This window comes from Microvenator marinus, assembly GCF_007993755.1.
Lineage (GTDB): Bacteria > Myxococcota_A > Bradymonadia > Bradymonadales > Bradymonadaceae > Allomicrovenator > Allomicrovenator marinus.
The window spans coordinates 438,022-463,383 of sequence record NZ_CP042467.1; the positions used below are offsets into that span (position 1 = coordinate 438,022).

A 25,362-nucleotide genomic window follows, 5' to 3' on the forward strand; every position below is an offset into this window, starting at 1 on the left:
ATGATGAAACTTCAAATATTGGCCATTAGTGCTCTGGTTGCCGTCTTTGCGTTGGCCTGTGGGCCAGGCGAAAAATCGACAGAGTTGAAAGAACTTGAACGACTTTTGCAGGCGCCAGACGCCTCGGAAGTGCGCGACGCCCCGGGTGCAAGCAAGGCGTTCCGGGAGTCGCGGCAGTTCCGACGTTTCTCTCTTGAGGCATGGGACGAGGGCGACGAGGAGTTGTCTCGAGAATACGCGATTTTGGGCACGCTTCGATTTCGAACTGCACAGGCTATTGCTTCTCAAATGACTGAGAAAGAGCGGCTCGACGCAGCAAACGCCAAGATCGAAACCGTTAACCCTCAACTAACCGCACTTAATGCCGAAAAGATTAAGCTCACGAATGAAATCGCCAATCTCGAGCGACAGGTCGGTTATGCCAGAACGGCGAGTCAAACGCGCAGTGTGAATACCAGCGGACAGGCTTCGGTGGATACGAGTGCAAAGCGCTCACAGATTATCGAAAAAATGCGAGAGGTTCAGACTTCACAGCGCGCATCAGAGGAAGTGGACGCTTCAACACACGCTCCTGAGAAGTACAATCGCGCGTTAAACATGGTGAAATCTACACAATCACTCCTCGATTCCGGTCAGGCAAACGACCAAATGCTCACGCAGTTGACTGAGGCTCAGAATCTCTTTGCTCAGGCCACTCAAGAGGCGCAGGCAGGATTTAAAGAGGCTCAATCAAAACTGAATCCGGATGAGCGCCGGGCGAACCTTCAAAGGGATGCCCAAGCTTCACTCGGGGCCTCGAACGTGGTTGTTGAAGGAAAGGCGACGCGCGTTGTTTTGGACAGCCTCTTTGACGCTGGAAGCGCGGAGTTAAGCACTGGCGCACTCATGAAAGTTAAGGAGCTCGCAAAGCTCGCGCAAAAGTACGACGAATTTTCGATCTTCGTTGAGGGCTACACCTCGACAACTGGCTCCGCGACTGAAAACCTTGGGCTTTCACGTAACCGGGCGAACACGGTTCGAAAGGCGCTGGCTGCCGAAGGTATCGCCGATTCTCGGATGGACGTTCGAGGGTTTGGCCAGGACCGGCCGCGCTTTGGAAATGATGTTCAGAACGAACGCGTAGAAGTGGTCCTCACACGGCAATGATCGTCTTTTTAGACGGCGGAGCCGAATCAAACTCATATGTGTTTCAAGCGCCCGTCGCTAGCCTGGTACACGCCGCAGGCGCTTTTTGGCATGTCGAAGGCGAGACGCGAGAGCCCGTTAGCAACCCGGTAGAGTGGCTCGAGTCTCATGCCCGAACTCACATTCTTGCGGGCTATCTCGGATTCGAATTTGGGTATCTGATTCAGGGTTTGAAGGAACCTAGCTCGCTACCTCAAGACAACCTCTTGTGCGTCGGAATCTTCGAGAGATTTGAGACTAAACCAAGGGGTTTGGAAAGAGACGAGCTGGCCTTCGGATCGGTAGAAGCTCCAGAACGCGGCTCGTATTTGAAGTCCGTGGCCGCAGCACGCAGCGCAATTTATCGGGGTGACTTTTTCGAAGTGAACTTCACAGGGAGATTCAAAGGCCGCTCGTCCTCCACACTAGAGACTCTCTATTCGGTTCTAAAGGAGCGATCATCCGGTCAGTACTTTGCACTCATCAAATCCGAGGGTTTGGAGCTTGCGTGTGTGAGCCCCGAACTCTTTTTAGATATCCGTGATTCGAAGGTACTTACAAAGCCTATCAAAGGGACGCGCAGGCGCGGGCAAAACTTGGAGGAAGACGCCCAACTCATTGAGGAATTAAGAAACTCCGAGAAGGACAGGGCGGAGAACATCATGATTGTGGACCTGATGCGAAACGACCTCACTCCGTTCTCGGTCCCAGGGAGTGTGGTGGCTTCAAGCATCTGCGATGTGGAAACCTTCGCCGGGGTGCATCATCTGGTGTCTTCGGTAGAGTCCGAACTCCTGCCCGGAATGCACCCTATGGAGCTCCTCCTCGCCGCGTTTCCCCCGGGGAGCATCACGGGTGCGCCCAAGCTCGAATCGATGTCGTGGATCGACGAACATGAGTCCTCTCCAAGAGGTCCATATACGGGGTCCGCATTCGCATCGTGGCCAGACGGACGCCTCGTCTCTAACGTACTGATCCGATGTGCATGGCGCGAACCGCAAAAGGACCAAACACTCTGGACCTACGGAGCAGGGGGGGCGGTAGTGAGTGATAGTGTACCCGATGACGAATATGCCGAGGCGCTCGTCAAAGCCAGGGTCTTCACCGGACTGGGCCATGAGTGACCTCTTGCTCGGAAACGGCCTGCTCGAAACCCTGAAGGTTCGAGGCGAGCGAGTTCTTTTCTTGGAAGCACATATCGCGCGGTTGGTACGCTCCGCTCGGTTTATGGGCATTCCTGAGCACGTTGTGAACGAAGCAATCGCTCAGATGGAGAGCCTTCAGCACACGCAGGACGGATTGTGGCGCGTCTTGCTGAGCGTGGACGGTGTACAACCACCTCAGTGGCGCGAGCTGCCCGATTTATCCAACCAAAGCTTAAAGACTTGCATGGGCACCTACGATCCCTCGAGCCGCATTCGTGAACACAAAACCAATAGTTATGCGAACAACTTCTACGCCCGTAGAATCGCGAGAGACCATGGGTTTGACGACGCGCTGATGGTGAGTGATTCGTTGCTTGTTGGAGAGGCGCCATTTGCCAATATCTTCTTTGTAGACAGATCCGGCTCGGTGTTCACTCCGCCCGCAAACGGGCTTTTACCCGGCACAAGACGGGGACTATTGATGGCGGAGGGGGCGCTCGAACGAGAGATTAGATTCGGTGATTTCGACCAGTTCGAACACGTGTTCCTAACCTCGGCTGCGGGCATGAGGGTGGTGTCGAGCATCGATGAGACCCGTTTCAACACGGAATTGCCAAACCATATCTTGGATCAGATAAGCCCATGGTGAAGCAATTCGAATTCAGCGGATCCAGGGGAAAAGTCGTAATCTTGGACAATCGCGATTCTTTCGTGTTCAACATCGCGCATCGGCTCAGCGAACTTGGAGTGATGAGTGAGGTGGTTCGTTCGGACGCCATTGACATTCAGACGCTCGTAGAGGCGGCTCCCAGGGCTTTGGTCATCTCGCCCGGCCCAAGAGGCCCAACGAAGGCTGGAATCTCTACAGCGTCAATTCAGGCGCTTAATGGGACCCCAATTCTTGGAATCTGTCTCGGTCACCAGTGTATTGTCGAAGCGTTTGGTGGAAGAGTTGTGGAGTCCGGAGCTCCAATGCATGGGCGGCAAAGCCCGATCGTCCACAATGAACAAGGGTTGTTCAATGCGATTCCGAATCGGGCGCTCTTTGGTCGCTACCACAGCCTGATTGCTCAAAAACCGCTGCCTGATTGCCTGGCTGAAACCGCGTGGACGGGAGACGAAAATCACTTCGTAATGGCACTCGAACACCGTGAACTTCCTGTCTACGGCGTGCAGTTTCACCCTGAGAGTGTGCTCTCGCCTTTTGGTCTTCAACTACTCAAGAACTTCATCGAGATTGTAGATAAACGAGCTTAACTCATGATTGAGCGCGTGTTTTTCGCAAACTCCTTCATACCTAGTCGCTCAAAAATCTCCTCAGCCTCCCCCAGCGCCAGATTGGCGGCATCGATGTCGCCGGTCTCCGCCTGGAGTCTGCCAATACCGAGGAGAGACTTCGCCCGTTCTGCGTCGTTTCCGACCTTTGCGAAGAGTTCGACAGCTTCTTTGAACGCCGTCTGAGAGGCTGCGATGCTGGCATCCCTCAAACCTGGGTCGAAAATGGCCTCTGCATGAACTTCCGCCAAAGCTTGCATGGCGAGTCCGAGGAGTTGGTCGGATTGGAGGTGGTCGGCAATCTCGGTGGCTTCGTGGATGCGCTCTAATGCTTTTTCACGATTAGTTTCGCGAAGCTCAAGTCGGGAAAGGTTTTTCAGGATATCAAAAACCACTCGCATATCGCCGCCGTCTTCGGCGACTTTCATCGCAGATTCCAGATATTGGCGTGCCTCCCTTGTGCGATGCTCCTGCAAATGTAGCTCGCCGAGATTGTTTAGCACCACGCTTTCGCTACCTCGATAACCAATGGAGCGAGCGGTTTCCAGCGCCTCTTCGAGTAGAGTCTGCGCGCCGTCCACATCACCTCGCTCAAGCAGCAGACACCCGAGATTGTTGAAACTATCGACCACACCCTGTTTGTCGTCTGCGGCCTTTCTGAGCTCCAAGGACTCGCGGAAATAGACCATAGACGACTTCAGGTCGCCTTGCTGAAGGAGCACACTGCCGATGTGGCTAAGTGAAAGGGCAATTGCCTTTGGCTCGTCGGTTTGTCGTCGCAGATGCAGGCCCGCATTGAAGAAGGTCTTCGCTTCCTCGAAATCGCCGCGGACCCAGTGAATGTGACCGATATTGTCCAGGGACGTCGCGATTCCCGCGATCAAGTCGATATCTCGAAAGAGGCCAAGCGCGGTCTCAAAATTTTTCAGCGCGCGATCGTAGTCTCCAAGACTTCGATGAGCCTTGCCGATATCGTTGTAGGCGCGCGCCCCGCGTTCTCGATCGCCCAGAATCCATGCGAATCGCAAAAACTCTCGATAAGCCTCTAGTGCCTGCTCATGATCCCCCATCCACACCAGGAGTTCGCCCAATGCCTCAAAACCCAAGAGTTTGAGCTCAAGTCGCCGGTCTGACGCAAGCGAGAGTGTACGACGCAGGAGTTCAATCGCGATCTCATTCTCGTATTTTTCGCGGGCTTTTTCCGCGGCGAGGAAGAACGTCTCTGCCGCTTGCTCCAGGCACTTTCCTTTCACAAAATGCTCGCCAGTGGATTCAAGAACGCTTCGAGAGTTTGAGCCAAGCCGCATCTTCTGCCACTGAGCGATCAAACGATGGTAGCGTTCTCGGTCTTGACCACTGAGCCGCGAATAGATCGATTTTTGTTCGATTCGATGTTTGAAATAGAGCTGCGTCAGGTGCGTGGGGCCTTCTTCAGACCTGCGGATCATGTCCTTGCGCTCGAGGCTTTCAATCAAGGCGTTGATTCGTTGTTCGAGCTCGCGATTCTCCCAGTAGAGCGTGGAGTCCGAATGCAGGTCGTCATGCATATGATAGATGGCGTGTAGGCATTCGACCCAAAAGGTCTGCCCCACGGCCGATGCCATCGAAATCAGGAGCCTCTCGTCTTCGGTGAGTGCCAGAAGACGCGCTTCTACGGCACCTTCCACGGTGGCTGGAAGTTCCACTTCGCGAACTCGAGTATCGTCTACTTTCCAAGCTTCAAAGCGCGTGTCGATAATGCCCTGACTGATGAGAATGCGGAGGAACTCTTCCACGATCAGCGGATTGCCGTGAGCGGCTTCCGTGACGCGCTCAACGAGGGACGAAGGTAAATCTTCGGCCTTTCGGAGGGTATCCCTCACAAAATGCTCAACTTCCAAGTCGCTCAGAGGTTGCAGCCAAATTTGAGCCAACTCATCATTTTTTTGGCGCAATGGGTGCGTTTTTGGGAGCTCATCGGAGTTCCACGTCAGGATGAAGAGTACCGGACAATCTTGAAGGCCTGAACGCAAGATATCGAGGAGCGTGAAGACCGGATTCGGCGCGTATTGTAAGTCTTCGAGAACAACGACGAGTGGATTTTGCGCGGCATCGGCGCTCAGAAGCTCAAGCAGCGCATTAAAGCAGCGCCGATCGAGCTCGGCCGCGTCTTCGGTATCTCGTACTGAGGGTAGATGTTTGGACTCATCAAAATGAATTCCAATCAATTCCCCTACCAGGTGGGCCACGCGCTCCGATTCTCCCCCTTCCAAGAGGCGCTCAGAAGCCTCGAGAAGCTTTCGCCGACTGGTCTCGGGAGCCTCGCGCTCGGCGATGTAGAAACGCGCACGAAGCATGCGCTCAATCATCACAAACGTGGATGCCGATTCATCCCTGGCTTCGGTCTGATAGACCACCGACTCCGACATCGACTCATCGAGGGTACGCACGAATTCGGAAATCAGACGGCTCTTGCCGATACCCGTAGGCCCAGCAATAGCGAGGGTTTCGGCCTGACTCTTGGAGGTGACGCGTTTATGGGCTTTAACCAAGGTCTGAAGTTCATCTCGTCTTCCGAACATCGAGGTCTCAATGCCGTAGACTCGCCAACTCTCAAGAGGTTCACGCGCGCGGGTCCTCGAGAGCGTGAGCACTCGCGTGATGATCGCCATCGGTGAGCCGCAGGTCGCGCAATACTCGACCTCGCTTGAGTTTAGCTCGGAGCAGCTTGGGCATTCTACACTTTCGTCCTGCCTTGTAAGGGCCGCGCGTTCTCCCGAAGTTATGTTTGCGGGGGAGCCACAACGTCCGCAGAGGTCCCCACCGGACTCGATTTCGAAGCCACAATATTTACAGAGCATAATTCAACCTACAGGGGCGGAGTAAGTACTGCAACGGCCGCGGATTTTCAAGGAAATCCGGGATTGCAAAAACTTGAATTTTGATGGAAGCTTTCGAGCATATCGGCTTTAACTCAACGGAGGCGGGGAATGAATGAAATAGGACAAGTTAAGAACTCAAAAGAGTTTTTTTCGTCACAGAGAATTGAAGCGCTCATCAGTGGGCTTAGAGGAAATGAACGCCTGCGGCTCAATGTGCAAGGCGAAGCCCTCGCGTTTGATGCGGAAATCCGAACCCATACCGAGGGGATCAGCCTCGTGCTCACGACCAATGAAGCCGGTGAGTGGTCACAGTTTGAGGGTCTAGTGAGATCGAGAAGGGGAGCTAGATTGGTGGCGGATGCGCTCAGCAGTGGGAATTTCAGCACGCTCTTTTCCGACGCCGAATTCGACCTTGCTTACGTAGCCGGTCCTTTGGACATGGAAACCCTCCCGGAAGCATGGCGAAAGCATGCGCGTCCTTTAGACAGGCTCGGGACACACCTTCGGAACGGAGAAGTTTTCGTCCACGAATGGGTGATCAAGCTCGATAAACTCAGCGGCGTAGAATGTCGTTTGAGATTCAAGGACGGCGTTGAGATTGGTGCCTTGTGGAAGTCAGTTCAACACGATGAAGACGTCGTGGTTGAGCGCTTTCTGGAGGATGAGACTCAAGCCGGACCACGAATACGCAGAACGACACGCGTAGAATGGTCAACCGATGAGATTTGGGAGCGGGTCCAAGAGGACGAACTCGTTCTGGGAGAGTTTAGAATTGGGCTTGAAGTACTCAGGTTGAGCACTTCCAACTAAGTGGTTGGAAACCGGCCCGGGTCGGTCAAAAGCACTCGACCTCCTGCATTTTCAACCATGCGCTTCAAGGTGTCACCACGGTCGCGCGCGACACCAGAGGCAATCACGCAAGGGGAATTGGACATGAGCTGGAGCGCGACGTGATATTCGATGGAAAGCAGAATCGAGAGAACCTGGCCCACGCGCCGGTCGGAATATCCTGGGTGCCGAAGCACAACATCCACCAGAGCCGCCTGGGATTCAGGCTCCCTGAGACGAGGGTCTTCAAAGTCACCCCGCTTTAGCGCTTCATCAGGCCGCCTCAGGTCAAACACCACGCCTGTGGACGCTGGCCCCGAAGACCCAATTTTACTGGGCTCTGTGACTTCGGCATCGGAGGTCAGCTGCAAAAAATCTTCGGCCTTTAGAGGTGAATCGCTCGAAGTCTTCAAAAGCTCAAGTACACGGGGTTTGAGTTCTTCGGGCGTCAGTTTAGGTCCACCAAGTGCCACAGGGATCACTTTGAACTGCAAGAAATCGTGTCGGGTTTCGACGAGTTCGAGGTCTACATCGAGCATGCCGCGCAAGAGTCTGCGCACACTCGACCAGATGTTGGTCGCGCCTGGGTGTGGCTTAGCCTTCACCTCTAAATGGTCAGCGTGAACATAGGCCTCAATGTCTGATTCGGTAGACACCGCCCCCGGAGTAGGGGCGTCATCGCCTATCGATTCGAAAGCTGAAGCTACTTCGGGAGCCTCTTCCACCTCCTTTTCAGGGGGCGTAACCGGAGTGGATTCTGAGGTAGGCTCTGGACTTGGTTCGGCATTCGTTGAGACGAGCGCACTATGAAGAGAGCCTTCAACCTCAATGGATTCCGACAACTGAACAAGGCTCGCGACGAGAATCTCCAAAGGTGCATCAAGCCCAATCCTCCCGACGATGGCGAACGCACCATCGTAGGCGAAAGACCTCCAAGTACCCGTGAAACGCTCTTCGAGTGCCGTTGTCAACGACTCGCCCTGACTCTCGGAAAATGATGGCTGAGCGAAATGAAGAAAGAACTGAAATTCGTCTTCGTCCCAGCTCGCCAGAGCTCTGAGGAATCCACGCGTCTTGAACACGGTCAAAAAGGAAAACCATTCGCCCCCGTGTGCCTCAGGAGGGTCTACGGCTTGAAGAGTTAGGGAGTGAGCGTTGAGTACGGCTTCGAGCTTTTCTCGCAAGGTGGAACCTCGGGAAACTTGGAACTAATGACTCGAAGTTTTAGGACGTTCAGCCGATTTCGTCCACCGAGTTCATATCGATAATCACAACACCACGATTGATGTTGTACTCGTCAATATCTTCAACGTCGGAATCCGAATCGTGAGTTTCAGGGGCCCAGAGTGGGAGATGAAGTGGTTCAGGCGTCCACGCTCTCTCTTCTTCTTCGCGGCGCTTGAGTTCTTCGTATACTAAATAGTCGGGAATGAGCATTTGCGCACCCGGGGCGCGGTCATGGGGGACAGATACCGCGCCTCTCCATTCTATGCACATACGACTCTATGTCCACTCTTTTAAAGGTGGATCTAAGCGTCGGGCTCTTTAGAGGTATCAGACTCGACGCTCGAATCCGTCAAAACAGCATCTAAATCAAAGTCTTGAGCCCGGGGAGGCTCAATATCCTCGAGGCCTTCTCCCGAGGGTGGAATCATCGCAAAAACTTCATCAAGGTCGAGAATATGCGGAGTCTCCTTGGGAAGAAGTTCGTCGAATCCCACCTTGGGCGGCGTTGGGGACTTGAAGAAGTTGAACATGGACGAGAGCCGAGGCTTGGTTGAACTCTGAGGCTTCTGGCCATTCCATAACGCGAGGAGACCATAACTTGTCAATATCGAGAATGCAGCGACCCCCACCGCCATGAGAACTTCGGCCAATATCCGTACACCAATAGCCACTGGCGCAATGACGGCAACCCTAACGGCCAGGTTTTGCATGAAGATCGCGAAATAGTAGATGAGTAGGGGAGCTATGAGAGCCCCAAGCGCCTGAATAAACACGCGATAAACATTGACCGGGTTTCGTCCCACAAAGGCCAAACTCTGAGTAAACGCCCGGATCCAGGGCTCGTCACTGACGATGGCACGCACGTTCGCTAGCTCGACCGAAAACCGAAGCCATCCTACAAAGAGCGCAAGCCCCGTGAAGATTAGGCCCAAAGTCGATGCCGCCAAAAACCACTCGGACGGCGCAAAAATCCGCGCAAACTGAACGGCACCCCAAAGCACAGAGACGAGCATTGCTACAATGAACACTGCCGCGAAGAACGCATAGGTTCTGTACTTGAAGGCTTTAAGGAAATAGCTCGTGAAATCCGCAGAGTACGTCGACTCTACTCCAGAACTCAATGACCTAGCCTGGCCCCAGATGAGCGCCCATGCGCCCGCCTCAAGAGCAATCAAGATCCCGGAAGCAGCGCTAAACCAGCCAGCCCAGACCAGTGCCGAAAAAAATCCAAAAGAACGACCGCCGACGACCGTGACGCCCGCCAGAACCACAAAGAGAAACGCGAGGAGCGCCCGCGAGACCAGCAGCGCAAAATCAGCGACTACTTTCGCGGCGAAGACACCAGGCCGCTCAAGCGCCATTTCGGTCGCTCGCTGAAATGCCTCGGTGGGTGCTGGGTCCGATTGAAATAGACGCATGATGCTTGCCGCTTTAAGACACGGGTGTAGTCTTGTGCTGAGGTTGCCCTAGGAGAAAGAGATGAGCAAGCACTTTGAAGGTAAAGTCGTTTGGATCACCGGTGGAGGAACGGGCATCGGCCGCGAATGTGCGCTCGAATTCGCACGCCGTGGTGGCCATGTTGTGGTCTCTGGAAGACGGGAGCAGGTTTTGCTGGAAGTGGCTCAAGAGTGCGAGGCACTTGGAGTCAAGGCGATGGGGCTTGTCTGTGACGTGACCTCGGAAGAATCGGTGAAATCTGCGGTGGCTCATATCGTGGAGACTTTTGGCGGCATCGATGTGGTCCTCGCGAACGCAGGATTTGGGGTTGGCGGGCGAATCGAGGACCTAGAGGTTGAGGATTGGCGCCGCCAATTCGAAACGAACGTGATTGGGCTCATCGCTACGGCGCGACATTCCCTACCACACCTGAAGGAGCGCCAAGGCAGAATCGCGCTTGTTGGCAGCGTGGCGGGGTTCATCCCGTCTCCTGGAGTCGGGGCCTACCACTCCTCGAAGTACGCCGTGCGGGCTATCGGGCAAGTGCTTTCAATCGAGCTTCATGGCTCGGGCGTCAGTTGCACCAGCATCCATCCAGGTTTCGTGAAGAGCGAGATCGGACGAGTCGACAATAAGGGTGAGCATCATCCAGAGTGGGAGGACAAGCGGCCCGAGAAGTTGATGTGGGAGACAGACCGAGCGGCGAGAGTGATGGTTGACGCGATCTACAAGAGGCGTCGCGAATTCGTGTTTACGGGGCACGGAAAGATCGCTGCGGCTCTGGGAAGGCATTTCCCAGGACTCGTACACTTTGTGCTCACGCGATCAGGGTCCGGATACAAACGCCGCTGAGTCGCTACGGAGTCTCTTCCAAGTCGTGTGGAAGTGAGCCTCGTGGCGACCTAAAGTACATGAACGGTGTGTAGTGGAGGAGATTCGATACACGCGACATGTAGATATCCGCGTATCTCTCGGTTTGACGCGTCAGATTGGACTTGTCGTTTCCGGCTCGCATCAAGTAGCCCCAAAACGGGTTGAACTCGGACCCATCGTCCGCAACCAAGGGGCCAATCTGGCCGTCGAGCGCCTGTAATTCGGCCCGTAGCGTAGCCATACGCGCCTTCATGCCTTCCGCGTCGCCTTCGGGTTGTGGTCCGTACTGTTTTTGCTTTCGCTGAAGCTTTACTCGAAGATCCGAGAACTCGTGCTCGAGTTCTTCCTTCTGGGCCATCAAAGCCGCGATCTTCTTGTTGTTTTCGGTTGCGTGGGAGTTTGCGACCATCTCGTCTTCGAGCTCTCGAAGCACAAGGGCAGTCCGCCATCTCAAGACGCTCTTTGAGACATGTACATCGCCATAAATGTGGTCCCCCACGTAAAGAATCTGCTCGCCGTCGAGCCCGAGGCAACGCTCCACCTGACTTGCGTGGCCGCCGAGATAGATTCCACCCTCTTTAATCGTCCCGACCACCGGCTTGAGCAGCCCCTCTTGATTGACGACCTCAAAAATTGGGGTGTCGTTCTGGAAGAACGCAGGTTTCCTGGCGCTGACGATAATCAGGGAAAAGAGTTCCTGCCATTTCATGCCTTCGGGCAAGAATGGGTCGATGGCGTATTCCATCATGAAGCGGGTGTATTCCCACTCCGAGTTGGTGATTAGGAGTACTTTCTTCCCAGCCTCTTTCTGGTCGAGCAGGGTGAGGGCCGTTTCTGGATCGAGGTCTACGAAACGCGCCGGGTCCGCCATGATCTCGTTCTTGAGTTCACCCTCGATATGTGCCCGGTCCAATGCGGAGCGAACCGCGCCGTAGAGCCCCGAGTACCCGAGTGCAAATGGAAGATCTTGAGAATCTAGAAGATCCACGAGCTGGGCATACATACACGCTTCTGAAATCGAGAAGAGCGTGTTTAAGAAAACCCATCTCGGCTCACTCAGGTCAACGAGCGTTCGCGCATAGGCTCTTCTAAGCTCACCAAAGTCCATACGGTGAGTGCCGTGCATAGCCTGCTTAACGTAGCCGAACCTATTGGCCTTCACGATATTTCCAAGCTCGGTGTCGATCACAAGACCTCGTGTAACGAGCGAAGGATCGAATTTGAGCTTGTCGATGGGCCAGTTCTTCTCGCGCAAACCAGCACGAATATGTTCCCAGGCACGTCCCTCCCATTCATCGACGGCATAATGAACCAGCGTGTAGTCCATATCGTAGCCGATGGCCTGGATAGACCGCAGGTTGAGGGTTCGATTACAAAAGATACGACGGGTAATCGGGAGGTTTTTTGGATGCACGTTCACTGCTACGCCTTAAGGGCTAAAAGGGGTCGAACAAGCGCCGGTCGTACAATCAAAGAGGTCCGGCGGCTCAAATGTTTCTAGGTCGATAAACTCACATTCCGCCATCTCATTCTGCTCAAGACACGGATCGTCAGAATATGCCTGACCGCGATGAATGAGGTACCAACCAACCCAGTTGGTCATGAACGTCGTTGCATCGAATCCAGTGTCAGTCAGTGGCGCATTAAACGTGTGTTCACCTGTAACTTTTAGGTACGGAAGCCGAAGCCCACTGAAGCCCGTGGCGGTCTGCCATGTGGCTCGTGTGGGAATCTCAGCGTCCACATTCGGATAGGATTCATCGGGCGTGTCAGGGTTTCTAAACAAACCTTCATCCAGATCATCCGCGTCAAAGAGGGTGTTGGGCTTGTCGGCAAAACGGTTGAACCTGGCAATGCCTTCGTAGACGAAATTGTCGATGAGGAATTGATTCTCCGTCAGCCCCTCGTAGCGTGGGTCTTCTCGTAAAGTCTCGATGGCGCCGGCTGTCCTTGCGATCGTGATACCATTGGAGATTGGAACCGTTTGGTCGCCTACCGTCCCGGCCATCACGAAATTCGTGTAACCATCTCGGAAGTGCTCACTCTCGTACGGGAACTCAAAGGGGCGAATTTGGAAGTGAGGAGCCACGACGGCTGGATCTGCACCTTCAATAAGGGTCTGGGCGATGCCGATAAACTTTCGGAAATTTGGGGTCTGCCGTTTCAGACCGAGACCGGTCGTAAGCGCGGCGAGCGGCGAGCCTTTCGGATACAAGATGTTTTCGAAAACGGTGTTCGCCGGAAACTCATCGATCACAAATTTCAGCTCACCGTCAGGTGAATAGACTTCCACGAACCAAGGGTCACCGTACTCGCGTGCGTCAGAAATCGTCCGCTTTGCGAACTCCTCGGCAAAGAGCGTTGCCTCGTCTTCATCGGTTTCAGGGTCATCCACAAAATTCGGGTTCTGGGCGTCAAAAGCCTCGATGCACTGCCGGATCGGGATGCAGATATTCTCCTCGTTACACGTATGATTTCCGGGACATGTCTGATCGCATCTACGCTCCTCAGCACATCCAATCAGATCATTGAAGGCTAGACGCGCATCAAATCCGAGCTTTGCTTTTCGGCGTGTGGCCTCATCAGCATCTGATGCGATCGAGATTCGGAAACGTCCATTTCGCATCCACGTATACGACTTCTTCTCGTGTTCTGGCACGGCTCGGCGGACTTCTCGATTCGGGTTTCGGAGCACGATTTGGTCACCTTCCTCAATTCCTTCGACCACGCCGATCTCTACATTTGCAGAACGGTCGGCCGTGGCGAGTGTGAGGTAGAGTCGAGTTCTGGCAGTGCCTTCCTCGGTTGGCTCCAACGCCACACCCTGCAGAAGTGGCCCAATCATCCTCAACACTACACCATCTCGCGCGTTTCGGATGGTGGTTCGATACGAGACGTCCGTGAGTCCGCCGCCACCTGCGTTGGACACTGAAGCTCGGATCGTGGGCTCAACGCCGGCGAGCAACGTGGACTGAATTCCGCCGAGGGACGTGCCAAATGCCACATAGGCAATATCCCCGCCAAAATCGACCACGCCATCCCCATTGAAGTCACCGCGAATCTCAGGCGTACCGTCGAGATCCGCATCGAAACCGGTGAACAGGCCAGGGCGCGCCCGTGTCCACTCACTGTCCGCAAAGTTCTCAGGCCATCTCGACTCTCCGTCGAACTGACGCAAAATCCTCATAAACTGAAGTTGGTCAATCGCTGTCTGACGAAAGTTATCTCGGGTATGGAGAATATCGGCCGTAAAGAACATCCCGCCTGACTCGGCGATGCCGTCGTTATTGAGGTCTACGGCTCGGTGGTGTTCGATCGCGCCAGGGAAGTTCGGGATATCCAGACGCTCGGTTGCTCCGCCTATCAGGTTGGAAAACTCAGGTGGAATCACGACCCCGTGCCCAACAGCGTCGATTGCACACGTCGCAAACCCGAACTTAGAAAGTGCCCCACCAAAGAGAAGAATCTCGAGGCGGGTCGAGTTGATCGCGTGCGAATAGATGATGGTAGGGAAGGGCGGCTTTAGGTTTCCGGTCTGTTTTGGGACCGTGCACATGAAAGTCACCTCACCGGGTTGGTAGTAGGCCTCACCGGTCTTCGGGTTTATTTCAATGACCTCATCATCGTCTTGTGGATTGAAGTCCCCGGCATAGTCGGCATTCGCGAGCCCGTCCTTGTCAGCCAAGAAGTAAGGCGAAATGAAGGTTCCCGAAACCAGGTAATCGATGGCCGATAGATTGGCTTTGATGACATCCGCCGAGCCCGAAGCAACTCCAAACAAGTTGGGAAGCAAAGGCGCTAGAATCTCGATGAGCGGGTCGAGTTTGAAAAACGTAGGCGTTTCAGACTCTGGTGAATTCATATTGTGTATCGCATGGAATTCCGCAGGAAACTCGTCATGCAGTCGTTTCAACGTTCCGTGACCATAAAGGCCAGCGCGCACACTGAGGAGGTCTTCCATTGGGTTTTGAGTTGAGAATACCCATGCGAAACGCACGTCCTTCAAGGTCTTATCAAAACGTTGCGGCAGCTTCTCGGGTAGAATCTTTCGCAGTGCGCTTAGCTCAGACGACTGCCTCGTGTGATTGATCCAATCAAACGGACTGTCCACGCTCCGTCCGTCCTCACCGACGAGTGCCGAACTCAAGACGACCGCGTAGCGCGTAGCAGGCTCAAGCGTATGGACCGGCCTCAGAATCAGCGTGTTTGTCTCTCGCTCGTACCATTCAAGGGTATTTCCAGGGTGCAAAGGATCCTTTGAAGGATCGAGAAGGTTCGGCTTGTCCCAAACACCGTCATCGTCAGTATCCTCAATGGGATCGAGAATTCCGTTCTCATTGGAGTCCACCTCTTGAGTCGACTCGTAGAGAAGGTTGGTCCCTTGGACCCGCGGGTCATTATCGTAATAACGGTCAGGCTCGGCGAGCAGAATTGGGAAATTTCCCAAACCAAAGTCGATGAGCTCGAACTTTCCGTAATTCTTACTCTTCGGATCGATATTCACGAGGAAAACTGCGTCGTCCGAAAATTCCGGTACCTTCTGCTGGTGTCGCTCGACCAGATTGTTGAGGTCGATTGGTGACTCAAAACCGACGGATATCGGAGAGAATGTACCAAAGCCCGGCATCCGGTTGACGTACTTGCGGACTTTCCCTTCCTGGTCGCTTCCGCCCTCGAGAGAGACGTTGAGCGACCTTCCCGTAGTCGTGGTCGCATCCACGATCGTGGCTACATCGTTAGGGAACGGAATATCGGGGAAGGGGCGCGCATCGAGGTCCCACTTAATGCGCGGGCCTCCACTCTCTTCAGCAAGGCGAAGGCCTTCTGGAGGTGAATTGGTCTCGATGCATGACGCACCTATGGAGATTAGAAAGGCCGAAAGTAGGACTTTATACATGGGTTCATCCGGATAATTAGCCGTGGAAGCCTGTTACGTAGACAACTTGATGTCAAGCGTTGCGATGCGCTTAAGGTCGGGCTATAGGCAAGGGCTCGATTGATTAGGTGAATCATGGAAAACGAATCAGCGGACATATCACGGGTAAATGTGGGCGATCGGGAGATCGTAATCATTGGTACCGCCCATATTTCACAACGTTCCGTGGATTTGGTTCGAGAAACCATCGAGGCAGAAGCTCCGGATTGTGTGTGCGTAGAGATCGATGAGCAACGCTACGAGGCCATGGTTAATCCTCGGGCCTGGGAATCGCTCAATCTCATCGACGTAATGAAGCGTAAGCAGACCACGTTCTTAATCGCCCGACTCGCCCTGACGGCCTTTCAGAAGCGTATGAGCTCGTACACTGGGGTCAAGCCAGGAGCCGAAATGCTGGCCGCTGTGGAATGTGCCGAAGAGCGCGAGATTCCAATCGTCTTGGCGGATAGGGACATCCGAACAACGCTCCTACGTGCGTGGCGAACCACCCCGTTTTGGAAGCGTTCTCAAATCGCGGTGATGCTAGTTCTCGGCCTGACTGAGCGCTCGGAGGTCAACGAAGACGAGCTCGAGAAGTTGCGTGAGGAACGCAATATCTCGAACGCGCTCGACGAGATGGGCAGTGTTTTGCCTGAGGTTAAGAGTGTTCTCGTGGATGAGCGCGACCTCTTTATGGCCGATCAGTTTCTGAACGCCCCAGGTCAGAAAGTAGTTGCCGTTGTGGGAGCCGCTCATAAGCCAGGCATCATTAAGCACCTGAGAGACGGGATCATCAAAGACGATGTAGAGAAAACCACCTACGTCCCTGAAAAATCCATGGTTTCTAAAGCGTTACCCTGGATCATCCCGGCGATCGTTGTGGCGCTCTTCGTGCTTGGCGGTATTTACGGAGACCATGACAAACTCAAAGATGCGGCATTGGCTTGGCTCGTCGTCAACGGGGCACTCGCAGGGCTCGGAGCGTTGGTCGCGCTAGCCCACCCGTTGACCATCATTGCAGCCGTACTTTCAGCACCTTTCACATCGCTGAATCCCGCTGTGGGTGTAGGGATGGTGGCAGGGCTAGTGCAGACGATCATGGCCGCGCCCACCATGCGCGATATGGAACATGTTGCAGAAGATATCGTGGATTGGAAAGGGTACTGGAAGAACCGGCTAACTCGTGTTCTGATGGTCTTCGTTTTCACCAATCTCGGTAGCACCCTCGGCACATTCATCGCGTTCAAATGGCTATCAGACTTGTTCTAATTCTATTGCTGTCCGGATGTGCGACTTCACCATCGCAGCGCGAGGCAGACTCCTGCCCGCAAGGCACCACGCAGACCACTGACGAGAGAGCAGGGCGCCAAGAGATCTATTGCATCACCGAGGCGGGGCTAAAACACGGGACTTGGGTCGTTTTTGAAAACGACGTTCTTCGCGAGAAAGGTGAGTTTAATGCCGGCCTCCGCGAAGGCATCTGGACGTTCTTCCATCCGAACGGTGAGAAGCAGAGCGAGGGAAAATACCTGGCAGGAGCGCAAGTCGGCGAATGGTCGTTTTGGTACGAAACCAATGGCCTGAGCGCGATTGGCTCTTATCTTGCGGGAGCACCACACGGCGAGTGGAAGAGCTATTACATTAACGGAGAGCTCTATTCTGAAGGAAAGTACGAGAAAGGCTTGCAGGTCGGAATCTGGACACATTATTGGGAAAACTCAAATGTGCAGTCTAGGGGGCTATGGATAAAGGGAAAGAAAGACGGCCCCTGGGAGCATTTCCACCGAAATTCACGAATGGAATCCAGCGGTCGATACTCAGACGATCAGGCTGATGGCCCTTGGACTTTCTGGACGGAGGAGGGAAGAATCCTCGACAAAGGGGAGTATGCAGATGGGCTCGCCGTCGGAGAATGGGAACACTTTTACCCGACCGGAAGTCCGCGAGCCAAGGGCTCGTACGAGGCGAACGCTCAGGACGGTACCTGGAAGTTCTGGCATCAAAACGGACAGGTCGAAAGCCAAGGTAGATACGTTGCGGGCATGGCGCATGGCCCTTGGGAGTTCTACGACCCAGAAGGCCTGCTTCGGGAAGAAGGGGAGTATCTCGAAGACATTCGCGTGGGCCCCTGGAAGGGCTATGAGAAAGGCCAATTAAGATACGAGGGGTTATTCGACGAGTACCGAACGGGGAAGTGGACGTTCTATCACGACGACGGCCAGACCCCGCGTAGCTCCGGCGAATACGAGATGGGCATGGAAGTCGGAGAATGGACCTTTTGGAACGCGTCCGGCGAGCTTGAGTCCAAAGGCGCCTTCTTTCAGGGTTCGAGGCATGGGACTTGGTTGTTCTGGGAGAATCGCGACTCGGCACCCATTGAGGTTCGCTACGAAGCCGGGAACAAGGTACCCTAGTCGATTCGCACCGTTTCGATTCGACAATCATCCTAGAGCGGAATCATTAGGACGGAATTTGTCCATGCACCAATCAGACGACCTCAAAAAACACATCAAAGACCTTCCGGTCTTTCCTTTGCCTCAAATCGTGTTTTTTCCACACAGTCGGCTGCCATTGCATATCTTCGAGCCTCGATATCGCGAGTTGATTCAACACGCGCGTAAAGACGACCTTCCAATTATGATGGGGCATCTACCCAGCGAGCGAACACTAGATGAGCACGGCAGGCCACACTTTCTGGCGGTCGGCGGCGTGGGCTTCATGGAGCGCTGTGAAGAATTGCCGGACGGGCGCTTTTTGATTGAGCTCGCTGGACTTTCTAGGGTGAAAGTGGTGCAGGAACACGACCCAGCGTTTCTCTATCGGCGCGCCGAAGTGGAGATTCTGGAGTCCTTCTCAACAAATGAGACTGCTGAAGAGGATAATATTCAAGTCATGCAAATGGTGGTTGCAGGGCTGCGTGCTTTGAACCCGAAGGTGGCTGAATATCTCTCCAAACTCATCCAAGAGTCCCGCTCTTCTTCGGCGCTTTCGGATGCCTTGGCAGCTGCGGTTGTTTCGGACCCGGACGAGCGTCAAAGATTGATCGAGGAATTGGACGTGACCAAACGCATCGAATCGGTCACACACCGACTCTCCGAACTCCTGGCCATTGCGTCGCAACCGGACGGCTCAAATATCAATTGAGCCGGCGTGTTCCCAGAGTCTTCGCTCTTCAGCTTTCATAACGGCTTCTTCATCTGCGTCAGCATGGTCGTGGCCCACAAGGTGTAGAAGGCCATGAATGATGAGGAAGTCCACCTCTTGGCTCAATCCCCACTCCAACGTAGACGCATCAACGCCAAGCTCTTCCGCAACGCGGTCGCGGTGCTCTCTCGTTGCGACCAAACGCTCCGCGTACTCAAGATTCACCACGATGTCCCCGAGTAAATCCAGCTCTTCCTCGAAGTCTTCGCCCTCAAACATCGGGAACGAAAGCACGTCCGTGGGTTTATCCTCTCCCATCCACTCGTAGTTGAGCTCGCGTATATGCTCATCATCGGTAAAGACCACCGATAACTCAGGATCCCCCACCTCCAAGGCGAGGAAGTGTTGTGCGACGCGAGTCCTTATCATTCTTTCGAGCTGTTCCGCCTGCGGATGGCTTTCGGCCTTCCCCTGCAGCATCAGTACCACTGCCATTCTCTTCCTCCTGTCGGGCGCGCTCGGTCAGCTCCCATACATCCGACGTGGCCACTTCTTCGTCTTTTGGCTTTTTGGGTTTCTGACGTTTGTCGACGTCAGAGCTCTTATCTTTCTTCTCCCCGGGATACTCGGGGCGATGATGGTAGATTCCCGTCAAAATGCGATGGAAGGCCGTCGCAATGGTGTTGAGGTCCTTCAACGTCAAATCACATTCGTCGAGCTGCCCCGTGGTGAAGGCATTAGAGATCATGGTCTGGACCAACCCCTTAAGCTTCGCTGGAGTCGGCTCAGGCATCGCACGGCTAGCCGCTTCTATACCATCGGCGAGCAAACAGATCGCAATCTCACGCGACTGAGGTCTCGGCCCCGGATAGCGATAGTCTTTCTCGTCCACCTCTTGGATATCCGGATCCTCTTGCTGTTTCGCCTTGTGGTAGAAATATGCGATGAGGCTCGTCCCGTGGTGTTGAGCGATGAAATCCTGAATTGCTTTAGGAAGCCGATGCTGGCGCGCCATTTCGAGCCCGTCTTTGACGTGAGCCTTGATGATTAGAGCGCTCATATTCGGCTTAAGCTTGTCGTGCGGATTCATACCGAGCTTCTGATTTTCCGCAAAATAGCCTGGGTTCTTCGCTTTGCCGATATCGTGATAATACGCTCCAACTCTGGCCAACAACGCATTGGCTTGAATCGATTCTGCAGCAGCCTCGCAAAGCGAGCTCACCATCATCGAGTGGTGATATGAGCCCGGAGCGCGCATGATGAGCTCGCGAAGAGCAGGGTGGTCGAGGTTCGCCAACTCGAGGAGCTTCACGTCCGTCGTGTATTCAAACACACTCTCTACGATAGGCAGCAAAGCCGAGACGAGAAATCCACTCAATACACCACCGAAGACCGCCAGCCCGAGGGCGGCGAGCGTAGTGAACGAAAAGAGTTCCGCATTCATCAGGAGAATGGCGAGCACGAGAAGCGCATTGACGCCCCCCACAATCAGACCAGACCAAATCAGAGCGAGTCGTGACCGAACTTTTGTAGCTCCCCCAGCCCCGACGAATCCTCCGATGGCGGCAAAACTGGCGAGTTCCAGTGATTGGTCGCCCATGACGCCTACGAGGAGCGCAAAAACAATGGTAAATATGGTTGCGTGTTCGCTATTGAGCACCAGGCGAATCAGCATTCCCGCCGCGGCAAAAGGGATCCCGAAGAGCAGAAAGTTGGATGGAAAACCCAACTGCTGCGCCAAAAGCTCGCTCACCACGATCGAAAACCGGGTCAGACCAAGCATCAGGAGCATAGACGCCGCGACAAAGATGAGGTCTTTGGTCGAAGACGCAAAGAACCTCAGGTTTCGCCGGCCAAAGATATGAAGCGTGGTCACAAAAATCAGCGAAAGAAGCACAACCCCGGCGAATCCCTGCGTGGATTCAAAACTCCGCTCGGCGTTTAACATGGTGTCGATTTGGCGCCGATGGCGTTGCGTAACTACTTCTCCTCGATGAATCAGGACCTGGCCCTCGCGAATCTCCTCGCGCACAAGCTGGTCTGCGACGCCGCTCTGAACCTGAGATCGGCGCGCGAGCGTTTCGCTTTGATTGATATTGGTGTTCGGACGCATCAACGACGAAGCGGTAGAAATGATGGCATTTCTAAGTTCACGATCTCCAACACTCGTCAGGCTGGTCGCCGCGGCCTCTTCAACAAGAACGGGAGTGCGTTCAAGCGACACAAAACGCGAATCGATATCTGCCACATGGTACTCGATGAGCACCTGATTCTCCCGCATTCGGCGCAGGAAAATCCCGCGTTCACGCTCCATCTCCAGAATGCGTCGAGACGCCACGATGATATTGGACATGACCTCAGAGACGAGCTCAACGAGCTGACTTTCGGTACCCGCGCTGAATCCATTTCGCGCAAATGCTTCAAAATCCGAATCTCGGAGCTGCACACCGAGTTTCTGGTCGAAATGTTCCTGCCTCAGCTCCCTACTTATCGCCACTCGCCTTGCCGGATCAGCCCTTGCGATAATCTGCTCAGGTGCCTCATCACTTTGACCATCAATCCTCAGCGCAAGCTGCACGCGCATTTGATCAAACGCCTCAGAGATGCTCTTTCTGAGCTGCGCGTTGAGTCCCTCTTGCCAATCAAAAACGGCAGGCGTCTCATTCGCGACTTGTTCTCGCTGCATACGCGTCGCTACTTCGTCGCGCTGCACATAGGTAAAGTCGCGTTGGGCGATAATATCCTTGGTCGCCGTGTCTCCGACTGCCAATTCACGAAGCAACCTCTCGGACTGGTCAAAATCGGCCGTGACAAGGAGCACAAGGGCCACCACGAATCCAGCGAACGCAGCGAGTTGTCCCGCTGGATGGCTGAACACCTTTGTGAACCATGAGTCTTGAGCTCTTTTTTTAAGTCGTTTGGGCATATCTTTTGGGGGCGGCGATCACGCAGCTTGGTCGGAGTGTACAACAATCCTTCTAAATACGCATTATTCGCCAGAATGCGCGGATTCTTCCGCGCGGTCGTATGCCTGAATGATTCGTTTAACAACAGGATGTCTAACTACATCCACGTCCGAGAAATAGTGGAAGGCAATCCCGGGAATCCCGTCCAGAATATCAATTGCATTGACGAGGCCGCTTCGCTGATGTCTCGGAAGGTCAATCTGGGTGACATCTCCCGTGATTACGACCTTACTCCCAAACCCAACGCGGGTCAGGAACATCTTCATCTGCTCTGCTGTCGCATTTTGCGCCTCGTCCAAAATAATGAACGCATCGTTCAAGGTTCGGCCGCGCATGAATGCCAAAGGCGCAACTTCAACCACTCCTCTGGCCATCATCTGCTCGACACGTTCATTGTCGGTCATGTCCGACATCGCGTCGTAGAGCGGCCTTAAATAAGGGTTCACCTTCTCTTGGAGGTCTCCTGGCAGATAACCCAAGCGCTCACCAGCTTCTACCGCGGGACGTGTCAGAATCAGCCGTTTTACCGCTTTCTCCTGGAGCGCATGCAGAGCCATGGCAACCGCAAGGAAAGTCTTTCCCGTGCCAGCAGGACCCACGCCAAACACGATATCGTTTGCTCGAATCGCGTCCACGTATGCCTTTTGATTGACGCCCTTGGGGCCGATATTCTTGTTCCGCGAAGTGACAAAGACCGTGTCCATGAAAACGGTGTTCAGGTTGACTTTGCCGTCAGCCTTCAGAATATCGATGCTCCTCGCTACGTCAGGTGCGGTGATCGCAAAGCCCCTTCGGCCCAGATCATAGAGTTTTCTCAGAACACTTTCCGCGAGCTCGACGTCGGTCTGAGATCCCATGATTGTGAGCGTGGAATCGCGGGCACTAATCGATACATCGATCGCTCGTTCAATAAGCCTCAAGTGCTCGTCTCGCTGCCCACATGTGTATTTTAGCGCGTCTTGGTCTTCGAAGTGGACCGTTTTATTCTGAGTCAAACCTTACTCCGCCGCATTTTCAGCCGTACCCACCACCAACTCTGATTGCTCAAGGGTGTATTCGTCGGCTCGCCTCTCATAGTCGAAAGTTCGTCCCAGAGGATAGAGCAGATCGTCGCGAAGTAAGATGTTTTCATCGACCAAGCTTTGAAGTTGGCGTGGATACTCGTCATTGAGCGCGCGATAGACCTCGAGCGCGCCTCGAACGCGCGAAGCCTGTGCCGAAGCCGCGTAGGGTTCGAGGGCCGATATGCGAGCGTCCTGTGGACTTGAGAAGAAATCTACATCTTTGAAGGTGAGGTAGGCCCAAATGCCAAGCCCGAGCACCATGAGAATCTGCAGAAACGTAACCACGTGATGAACCACTACGGCGCCAGCGCCTTTGGACTTCTTCTTTTTGGGTTCCGGCTCGGGGTCAGGTTGGAAGTAAGTGGCCGTATCTTGAAGGATCGGAAGCTCGTCTGTGTTCGGGAGCTTCGGGATATCGATAGGTGTTGCGCGTCTTTTTCGAGCCATTATTTCCCCCTCCGCTCAACTGGAGCAATCCCGCTGAAGGCCGCGAAAAGAAGTGTGAGGGAGCTCGAGAGGAAGAGCGTCCAACCAAGCGTTGCGGCGCCTCCCCAGTTGTCCGTAAAGAACTCATGCGGTGGTCTAACAACGCCCATCGGGTTGTAGATAAACAAAGCACCTAGCGCCAAGGAGGTGGTCAGCGCCAAGCCCAAAACGGCTCGGCCGGCCAAATGATGGCCGGAACCTGGAATTAGGAGTGTGAGCGCGCGTCTGAGGAAGCCATTAAGTCTCTCACGGCGCCCGAGAATCGTCTCGTTGTACACCCTCGCGTGGTAGTCGAGACCCGCGCCAGTGACAAAGGTTCGATAGCACGGCAGGCAGTAGGCATGAGCCCCAGTCGTATGATCATCTCCTGGATCGCGAGCCATCCCGCAGCGTGGGCATGGCGTGCTATTCTTTCTCTTCAGGCGGACCAAAGTAATCAGCACCAAAATGAGCAAACTCCCACCAGCCGCCGGAAGAGCGAGCTCCAGGGTGAACTTGGGCCCCGCAACGGCGGTCCACCAAGGTGAAAAAACACTACGAGACGTGCGCTCTTGCTCGAGATGGTAGTTCCAAAACACGTTGAGATTTAACGGAGTCGCCACAAGATACGAGTTCACATCCCTTCGTGAAAACCCGATGTATAAGGAAACCATTTCGAGATTGAGTTGTGCGGCTTCCTTAAACGCCCACGACGACTTCTCGACGTCATCTTGGATTTGGTAGGCGCGCACCAAATTAAACGCCGGAGCACCACGAAGAGACCGATCCGCTCGGGCCTTCTCAAGCAGGTCCAGGGACGAGCCAGCCTCACCGAGCGCGATATAGGATGCCCCAGCCAAGTTCTGGAAGGACCCTCGAATAGTGGGCGAGAACTCGGCCCCCTCTACGGTCTCGACAATTCGGCGCAGCTCGGTCTTCTGGCCAGTACGAAATCCCGCATATAGCCTCGAGTAGAGGGCAACTTCGTCCTCGGGGTCTTTTGCGACCCACATGTCCAGATTCTCGATACAGCCGGCATCACATTGCGTGTACTGCGCCAACATGAAGTCCCGCGACTTACTCGCAAAGAAAGAAGCGAGTGAGTCCGAAGTGGAATCCAGAGTCGGTAGCATTGCGATCCAGACAAGAAGAAGCCCCGAAACAACCCTCTCTCTGATGTTTTGGGTCAGCCCGAGAAGGATGATCAAGACCAAAATAGAGGCCAACATCGAACGCAACATCAGGCCGGGGACGGCAACCGCCAGCAATAGGAGAACCACCGTTTGATTGCTGGAGAAGCCACGGGGAAGGGCACGCGCAATATCGTATGCAACAATTCCAAAATGCCGAATGGTCTGACCAATCACGAACGAGAATGCCGCGAGTGCCAGGGCGATGTTGGCGTAAAGCAGAAGCTTTAGTAGCCAGGCAAACCGCGTGTCTGGCCACGCCCATGCCCTCTCAAAACCATCGATGAGCGGCACGACCCAATGTCTGAGCGACCCCGTGTTGCGCGCGAAACCATAACGAGCCTGAGCCAGATAAGGGTAGGGGAGATCAGGGGCGAGTCGAATAGCTCCCTGGTACATTTCGTGCCCGACTTCGGCATTGGGCTGTTGGCTCGCGATCGCAGCAACAGCGAGCGCCTGAGGTATCTGGTTCAAGTAGCCCAGACTCCTACCGTCGTGCTCGAGCGCCTTGAGCTCATCAGCCCCGGCCTTTCCATCCTTAGCGAGTTCCTTCCAGAGCTTCCAATGCACCTGAAGGTTCACGGGCGATACGCTTGAGGGAGGAACCGGCGCCGGATCCGGTACACTCACATCAAGCTTGGCATCCTTGAGCATGGCTTCAAGGGCGTCATCGCGCTGTGCAAACGCGGTGCTGGGTAAAGTGAGCAAAACCAGGAGAATTCCGGCAAGTAAGACGCTCACCCGATGAATGGGGACTCGAATCACGATGAAACTCGTGTCATTGGGGATGTAAACTACTATCCTCCTG

General features: G+C 54.4%; 20 protein-coding genes. 9 read left to right on the top strand and 11 right to left on the bottom strand.

The genetic code is table 11. From position 1 onward, the window contains the following. Positions 1 to 3: 3 nt before the first annotated feature. Genes FRD01_RS01850 through FRD01_RS01865 form a run of 4 tightly spaced genes read left to right on the top strand, consistent with a single transcriptional unit; the run spans position 4 to position 3,566 of the window. The gene (locus tag FRD01_RS01850; protein WP_249755926.1) at positions 4 to 1,146 is read left to right on the top strand and encodes an OmpA family protein; all 1,143 of its coding nucleotides are present in this window, start codon (positions 4 to 6) and stop codon (positions 1,144 to 1,146) included. Further along, the gene (locus tag FRD01_RS01855; RefSeq protein WP_146957107.1) at positions 1,143 to 2,288 is read left to right on the top strand and encodes an anthranilate synthase component I family protein; all 1,146 of its coding nucleotides are present in this window, start codon (positions 1,143 to 1,145) and stop codon (positions 2,286 to 2,288) included. The genes FRD01_RS01850 and FRD01_RS01855 overlap by 4 nt, the downstream gene beginning before the upstream one ends. Beyond that, entirely contained in the window at positions 2,281 to 2,958 is a 678-nt protein-coding gene (locus FRD01_RS01860; protein WP_249755927.1) for an aminotransferase class IV, read from the top strand. The genes FRD01_RS01855 and FRD01_RS01860 overlap by 8 nt, the downstream gene beginning before the upstream one ends. Then, positions 2,952 to 3,566, top strand: coding sequence for an anthranilate synthase component II (locus tag FRD01_RS01865; protein WP_146957111.1), 615 nt, complete (start codon positions 2,952 to 2,954; stop codon positions 3,564 to 3,566). The genes FRD01_RS01860 and FRD01_RS01865 overlap by 7 nt, the downstream gene beginning before the upstream one ends. On the opposite strand, the gene FRD01_RS01870 is transcribed toward FRD01_RS01865, so the two are convergent. Continuing rightward, the gene (locus tag FRD01_RS01870) at positions 3,563 to 6,424 is read right to left on the bottom strand and encodes a tetratricopeptide repeat protein (protein WP_146957113.1); all 2,862 of its coding nucleotides are present in this window, start codon (positions 6,422 to 6,424) and stop codon (positions 3,563 to 3,565) included. The two genes, FRD01_RS01865 and FRD01_RS01870, sit on opposite strands and share 4 nt — an antisense overlap. A 129-nt stretch (positions 6,425 to 6,553) precedes the next feature. On the opposite strand from FRD01_RS01870, the gene FRD01_RS01875 reads away from it, so the two are divergent. After that, positions 6,554 to 7,255 carry a hypothetical protein gene (locus FRD01_RS01875; protein WP_146957115.1) on the top strand — a complete coding sequence of 234 codons (702 nt, stop codon included), beginning with the start codon at positions 6,554 to 6,556 and terminating at the stop codon, positions 7,253 to 7,255. Here the strand turns inward: FRD01_RS01875 and FRD01_RS01880 are convergent. The 3 genes from FRD01_RS01880 to FRD01_RS01890 all read right to left on the bottom strand — a co-directional run bounded on the left by FRD01_RS01880 (position 7,252) and on the right by FRD01_RS01890 (position 9,918). Beyond that, positions 7,252 to 8,457, bottom strand: coding sequence for a hypothetical protein (locus FRD01_RS01880; RefSeq protein WP_146957117.1), 1,206 nt, complete (start codon positions 8,455 to 8,457; stop codon positions 7,252 to 7,254). The two genes, FRD01_RS01875 and FRD01_RS01880, sit on opposite strands and share 4 nt — an antisense overlap. A gap of 49 nt (positions 8,458 to 8,506) precedes the next feature. Next, entirely contained in the window at positions 8,507 to 8,710 is a 204-nt protein-coding gene (locus FRD01_RS01885; RefSeq protein WP_146957119.1) for a hypothetical protein, read from the bottom strand. 92 nt (positions 8,711 to 8,802) lie between these two features. Continuing rightward, positions 8,803 to 9,918: a hypothetical protein gene (locus tag FRD01_RS01890; protein WP_146957121.1), complete on the bottom strand. Its 1,116-nt coding sequence runs from the start codon at positions 9,916 to 9,918 to the stop codon at positions 8,803 to 8,805. Between the two features lie 61 nt (positions 9,919 to 9,979). Here FRD01_RS01890 and FRD01_RS01895 point away from each other — a divergent pair, with 61 nt between their 5' ends. After that, positions 9,980 to 10,789 carry an SDR family NAD(P)-dependent oxidoreductase gene (locus tag FRD01_RS01895; RefSeq protein WP_146957123.1) on the top strand — a complete coding sequence of 270 codons (810 nt, stop codon included), beginning with the start codon at positions 9,980 to 9,982 and terminating at the stop codon, positions 10,787 to 10,789. 4 nt (positions 10,790 to 10,793) lie between these two features. Here the strand turns inward: FRD01_RS01895 and FRD01_RS01900 are convergent, their stop codons facing one another. Continuing rightward, a complete protein-coding gene (locus tag FRD01_RS01900; RefSeq protein ID WP_146957125.1) occupies positions 10,794 to 12,230 on the bottom strand; it encodes an HAD-IG family 5'-nucleotidase in 1,437 nt (478 codons plus the stop codon). Positions 12,231 to 12,239: 9 nt separating this feature from the next. After that, positions 12,240 to 15,707, bottom strand: coding sequence for a hypothetical protein (locus FRD01_RS01905; protein ID WP_146957127.1), 3,468 nt, complete (start codon positions 15,705 to 15,707; stop codon positions 12,240 to 12,242). Between the two features lie 114 nt (positions 15,708 to 15,821). Here FRD01_RS01905 and FRD01_RS01910 point away from each other — a divergent pair, with 114 nt between their 5' ends. The 3 genes from FRD01_RS01910 (at position 15,822) to FRD01_RS01920 (ending at position 18,869) form a co-directional block, all read left to right on the top strand. After that, positions 15,822 to 16,994, top strand: a complete 1,173-nt coding sequence (locus FRD01_RS01910; protein WP_146957129.1) for a TraB/GumN family protein — start codon at positions 15,822 to 15,824, stop codon at positions 16,992 to 16,994. After that, positions 16,973 to 18,139 carry a toxin-antitoxin system YwqK family antitoxin gene (locus tag FRD01_RS01915; RefSeq protein ID WP_146957131.1) on the top strand — a complete coding sequence of 389 codons (1,167 nt, stop codon included), beginning with the start codon at positions 16,973 to 16,975 and terminating at the stop codon, positions 18,137 to 18,139. Before FRD01_RS01910 ends, FRD01_RS01915 begins: the two co-directional genes overlap by 22 nt. A gap of 64 nt (positions 18,140 to 18,203) precedes the next feature. Further along, entirely contained in the window at positions 18,204 to 18,869 is a 666-nt protein-coding gene (locus tag FRD01_RS01920; RefSeq protein ID WP_249755928.1) for an LON peptidase substrate-binding domain-containing protein, read from the top strand. Here FRD01_RS01920 and ybeY read toward each other — a convergent pair. The 5 genes from ybeY to FRD01_RS01945 form a co-directional block, all read right to left on the bottom strand. Then, positions 18,855 to 19,358 (bottom strand): rRNA maturation RNase YbeY, encoded by a 504-nt coding sequence (gene ybeY, locus FRD01_RS01925; RefSeq protein ID WP_249756237.1) that lies wholly within the window; start codon positions 19,356 to 19,358, stop codon positions 18,855 to 18,857. The genes FRD01_RS01920 and ybeY overlap by 15 nt on opposite strands. Then, entirely contained in the window at positions 19,243 to 21,747 is a 2,505-nt protein-coding gene (locus tag FRD01_RS01930) for an HD family phosphohydrolase (RefSeq protein ID WP_249755929.1), read from the bottom strand. The genes ybeY and FRD01_RS01930 overlap by 116 nt, the downstream gene beginning before the upstream one ends. A gap of 111 nt (positions 21,748 to 21,858) precedes the next feature. Continuing rightward, entirely contained in the window at positions 21,859 to 22,830 is a 972-nt protein-coding gene (locus FRD01_RS01935; protein WP_249755930.1) for a PhoH family protein, read from the bottom strand. Between the two features lie 3 nt (positions 22,831 to 22,833). Beyond that, on the bottom strand, positions 22,834 to 23,346 hold the full coding sequence (locus FRD01_RS01940; protein ID WP_146957139.1) for a hypothetical protein: 513 nt from the start codon (positions 23,344 to 23,346) through the stop codon (positions 22,834 to 22,836). Continuing rightward, complete coding sequence (locus tag FRD01_RS01945) at positions 23,346 to 25,319, bottom strand: hypothetical protein (protein WP_146957140.1); 1,974 nt, start codon at positions 25,317 to 25,319, stop codon at positions 23,346 to 23,348. The genes FRD01_RS01940 and FRD01_RS01945 overlap by 1 nt, the downstream gene beginning before the upstream one ends. Positions 25,320 to 25,362: the final 43 nt, after the last annotated feature.

Bases quoted from the DNA above. Each gene is read 5' to 3' on its own strand.
- FRD01_RS01850 (WP_249755926.1), top strand. From the start codon at position 4: ATGAAACTTCAAATATTGGCCATTAGTGCTCTGGTTGCCGTCTTTGCG.
- FRD01_RS01855 (WP_146957107.1), top strand. From the start codon at position 1,143: ATGATCGTCTTTTTAGACGGCGGAGCCGAATCAAACTCATATGTGTTT.
- FRD01_RS01860 (WP_249755927.1), top strand. From the start codon at position 2,281: ATGAGTGACCTCTTGCTCGGAAACGGCCTGCTCGAAACCCTGAAGGTT.
- FRD01_RS01865 (WP_146957111.1), top strand. From the start codon at position 2,952: ATGGTGAAGCAATTCGAATTCAGCGGATCCAGGGGAAAAGTCGTAATC.
- FRD01_RS01870 (WP_146957113.1), bottom strand. From the start codon at position 6,424: ATGCTCTGTAAATATTGTGGCTTCGAAATCGAGTCCGGTGGGGACCTC.
- FRD01_RS01875 (WP_146957115.1), top strand. From the start codon at position 6,554: ATGAATGAAATAGGACAAGTTAAGAACTCAAAAGAGTTTTTTTCGTCA.
- FRD01_RS01885 (WP_146957119.1), bottom strand. From the start codon at position 8,710: ATGCTCATTCCCGACTATTTAGTATACGAAGAACTCAAGCGCCGCGAA.
- FRD01_RS01890 (WP_146957121.1), bottom strand. From the start codon at position 9,918: ATGCGTCTATTTCAATCGGACCCAGCACCCACCGAGGCATTTCAGCGA.
- FRD01_RS01895 (WP_146957123.1), top strand. From the start codon at position 9,980: ATGAGCAAGCACTTTGAAGGTAAAGTCGTTTGGATCACCGGTGGAGGA.
- FRD01_RS01905 (WP_146957127.1), bottom strand. From the start codon at position 15,707: ATGTATAAAGTCCTACTTTCGGCCTTTCTAATCTCCATAGGTGCGTCA.
- FRD01_RS01910 (WP_146957129.1), top strand. From the start codon at position 15,822: ATGGAAAACGAATCAGCGGACATATCACGGGTAAATGTGGGCGATCGG.
- FRD01_RS01915 (WP_146957131.1), top strand. From the start codon at position 16,973: ATGGCTATCAGACTTGTTCTAATTCTATTGCTGTCCGGATGTGCGACT.
- FRD01_RS01920 (WP_249755928.1), top strand. From the start codon at position 18,204: ATGCACCAATCAGACGACCTCAAAAAACACATCAAAGACCTTCCGGTC.
- FRD01_RS01940 (WP_146957139.1), bottom strand. From the start codon at position 23,346: ATGGCTCGAAAAAGACGCGCAACACCTATCGATATCCCGAAGCTCCCG.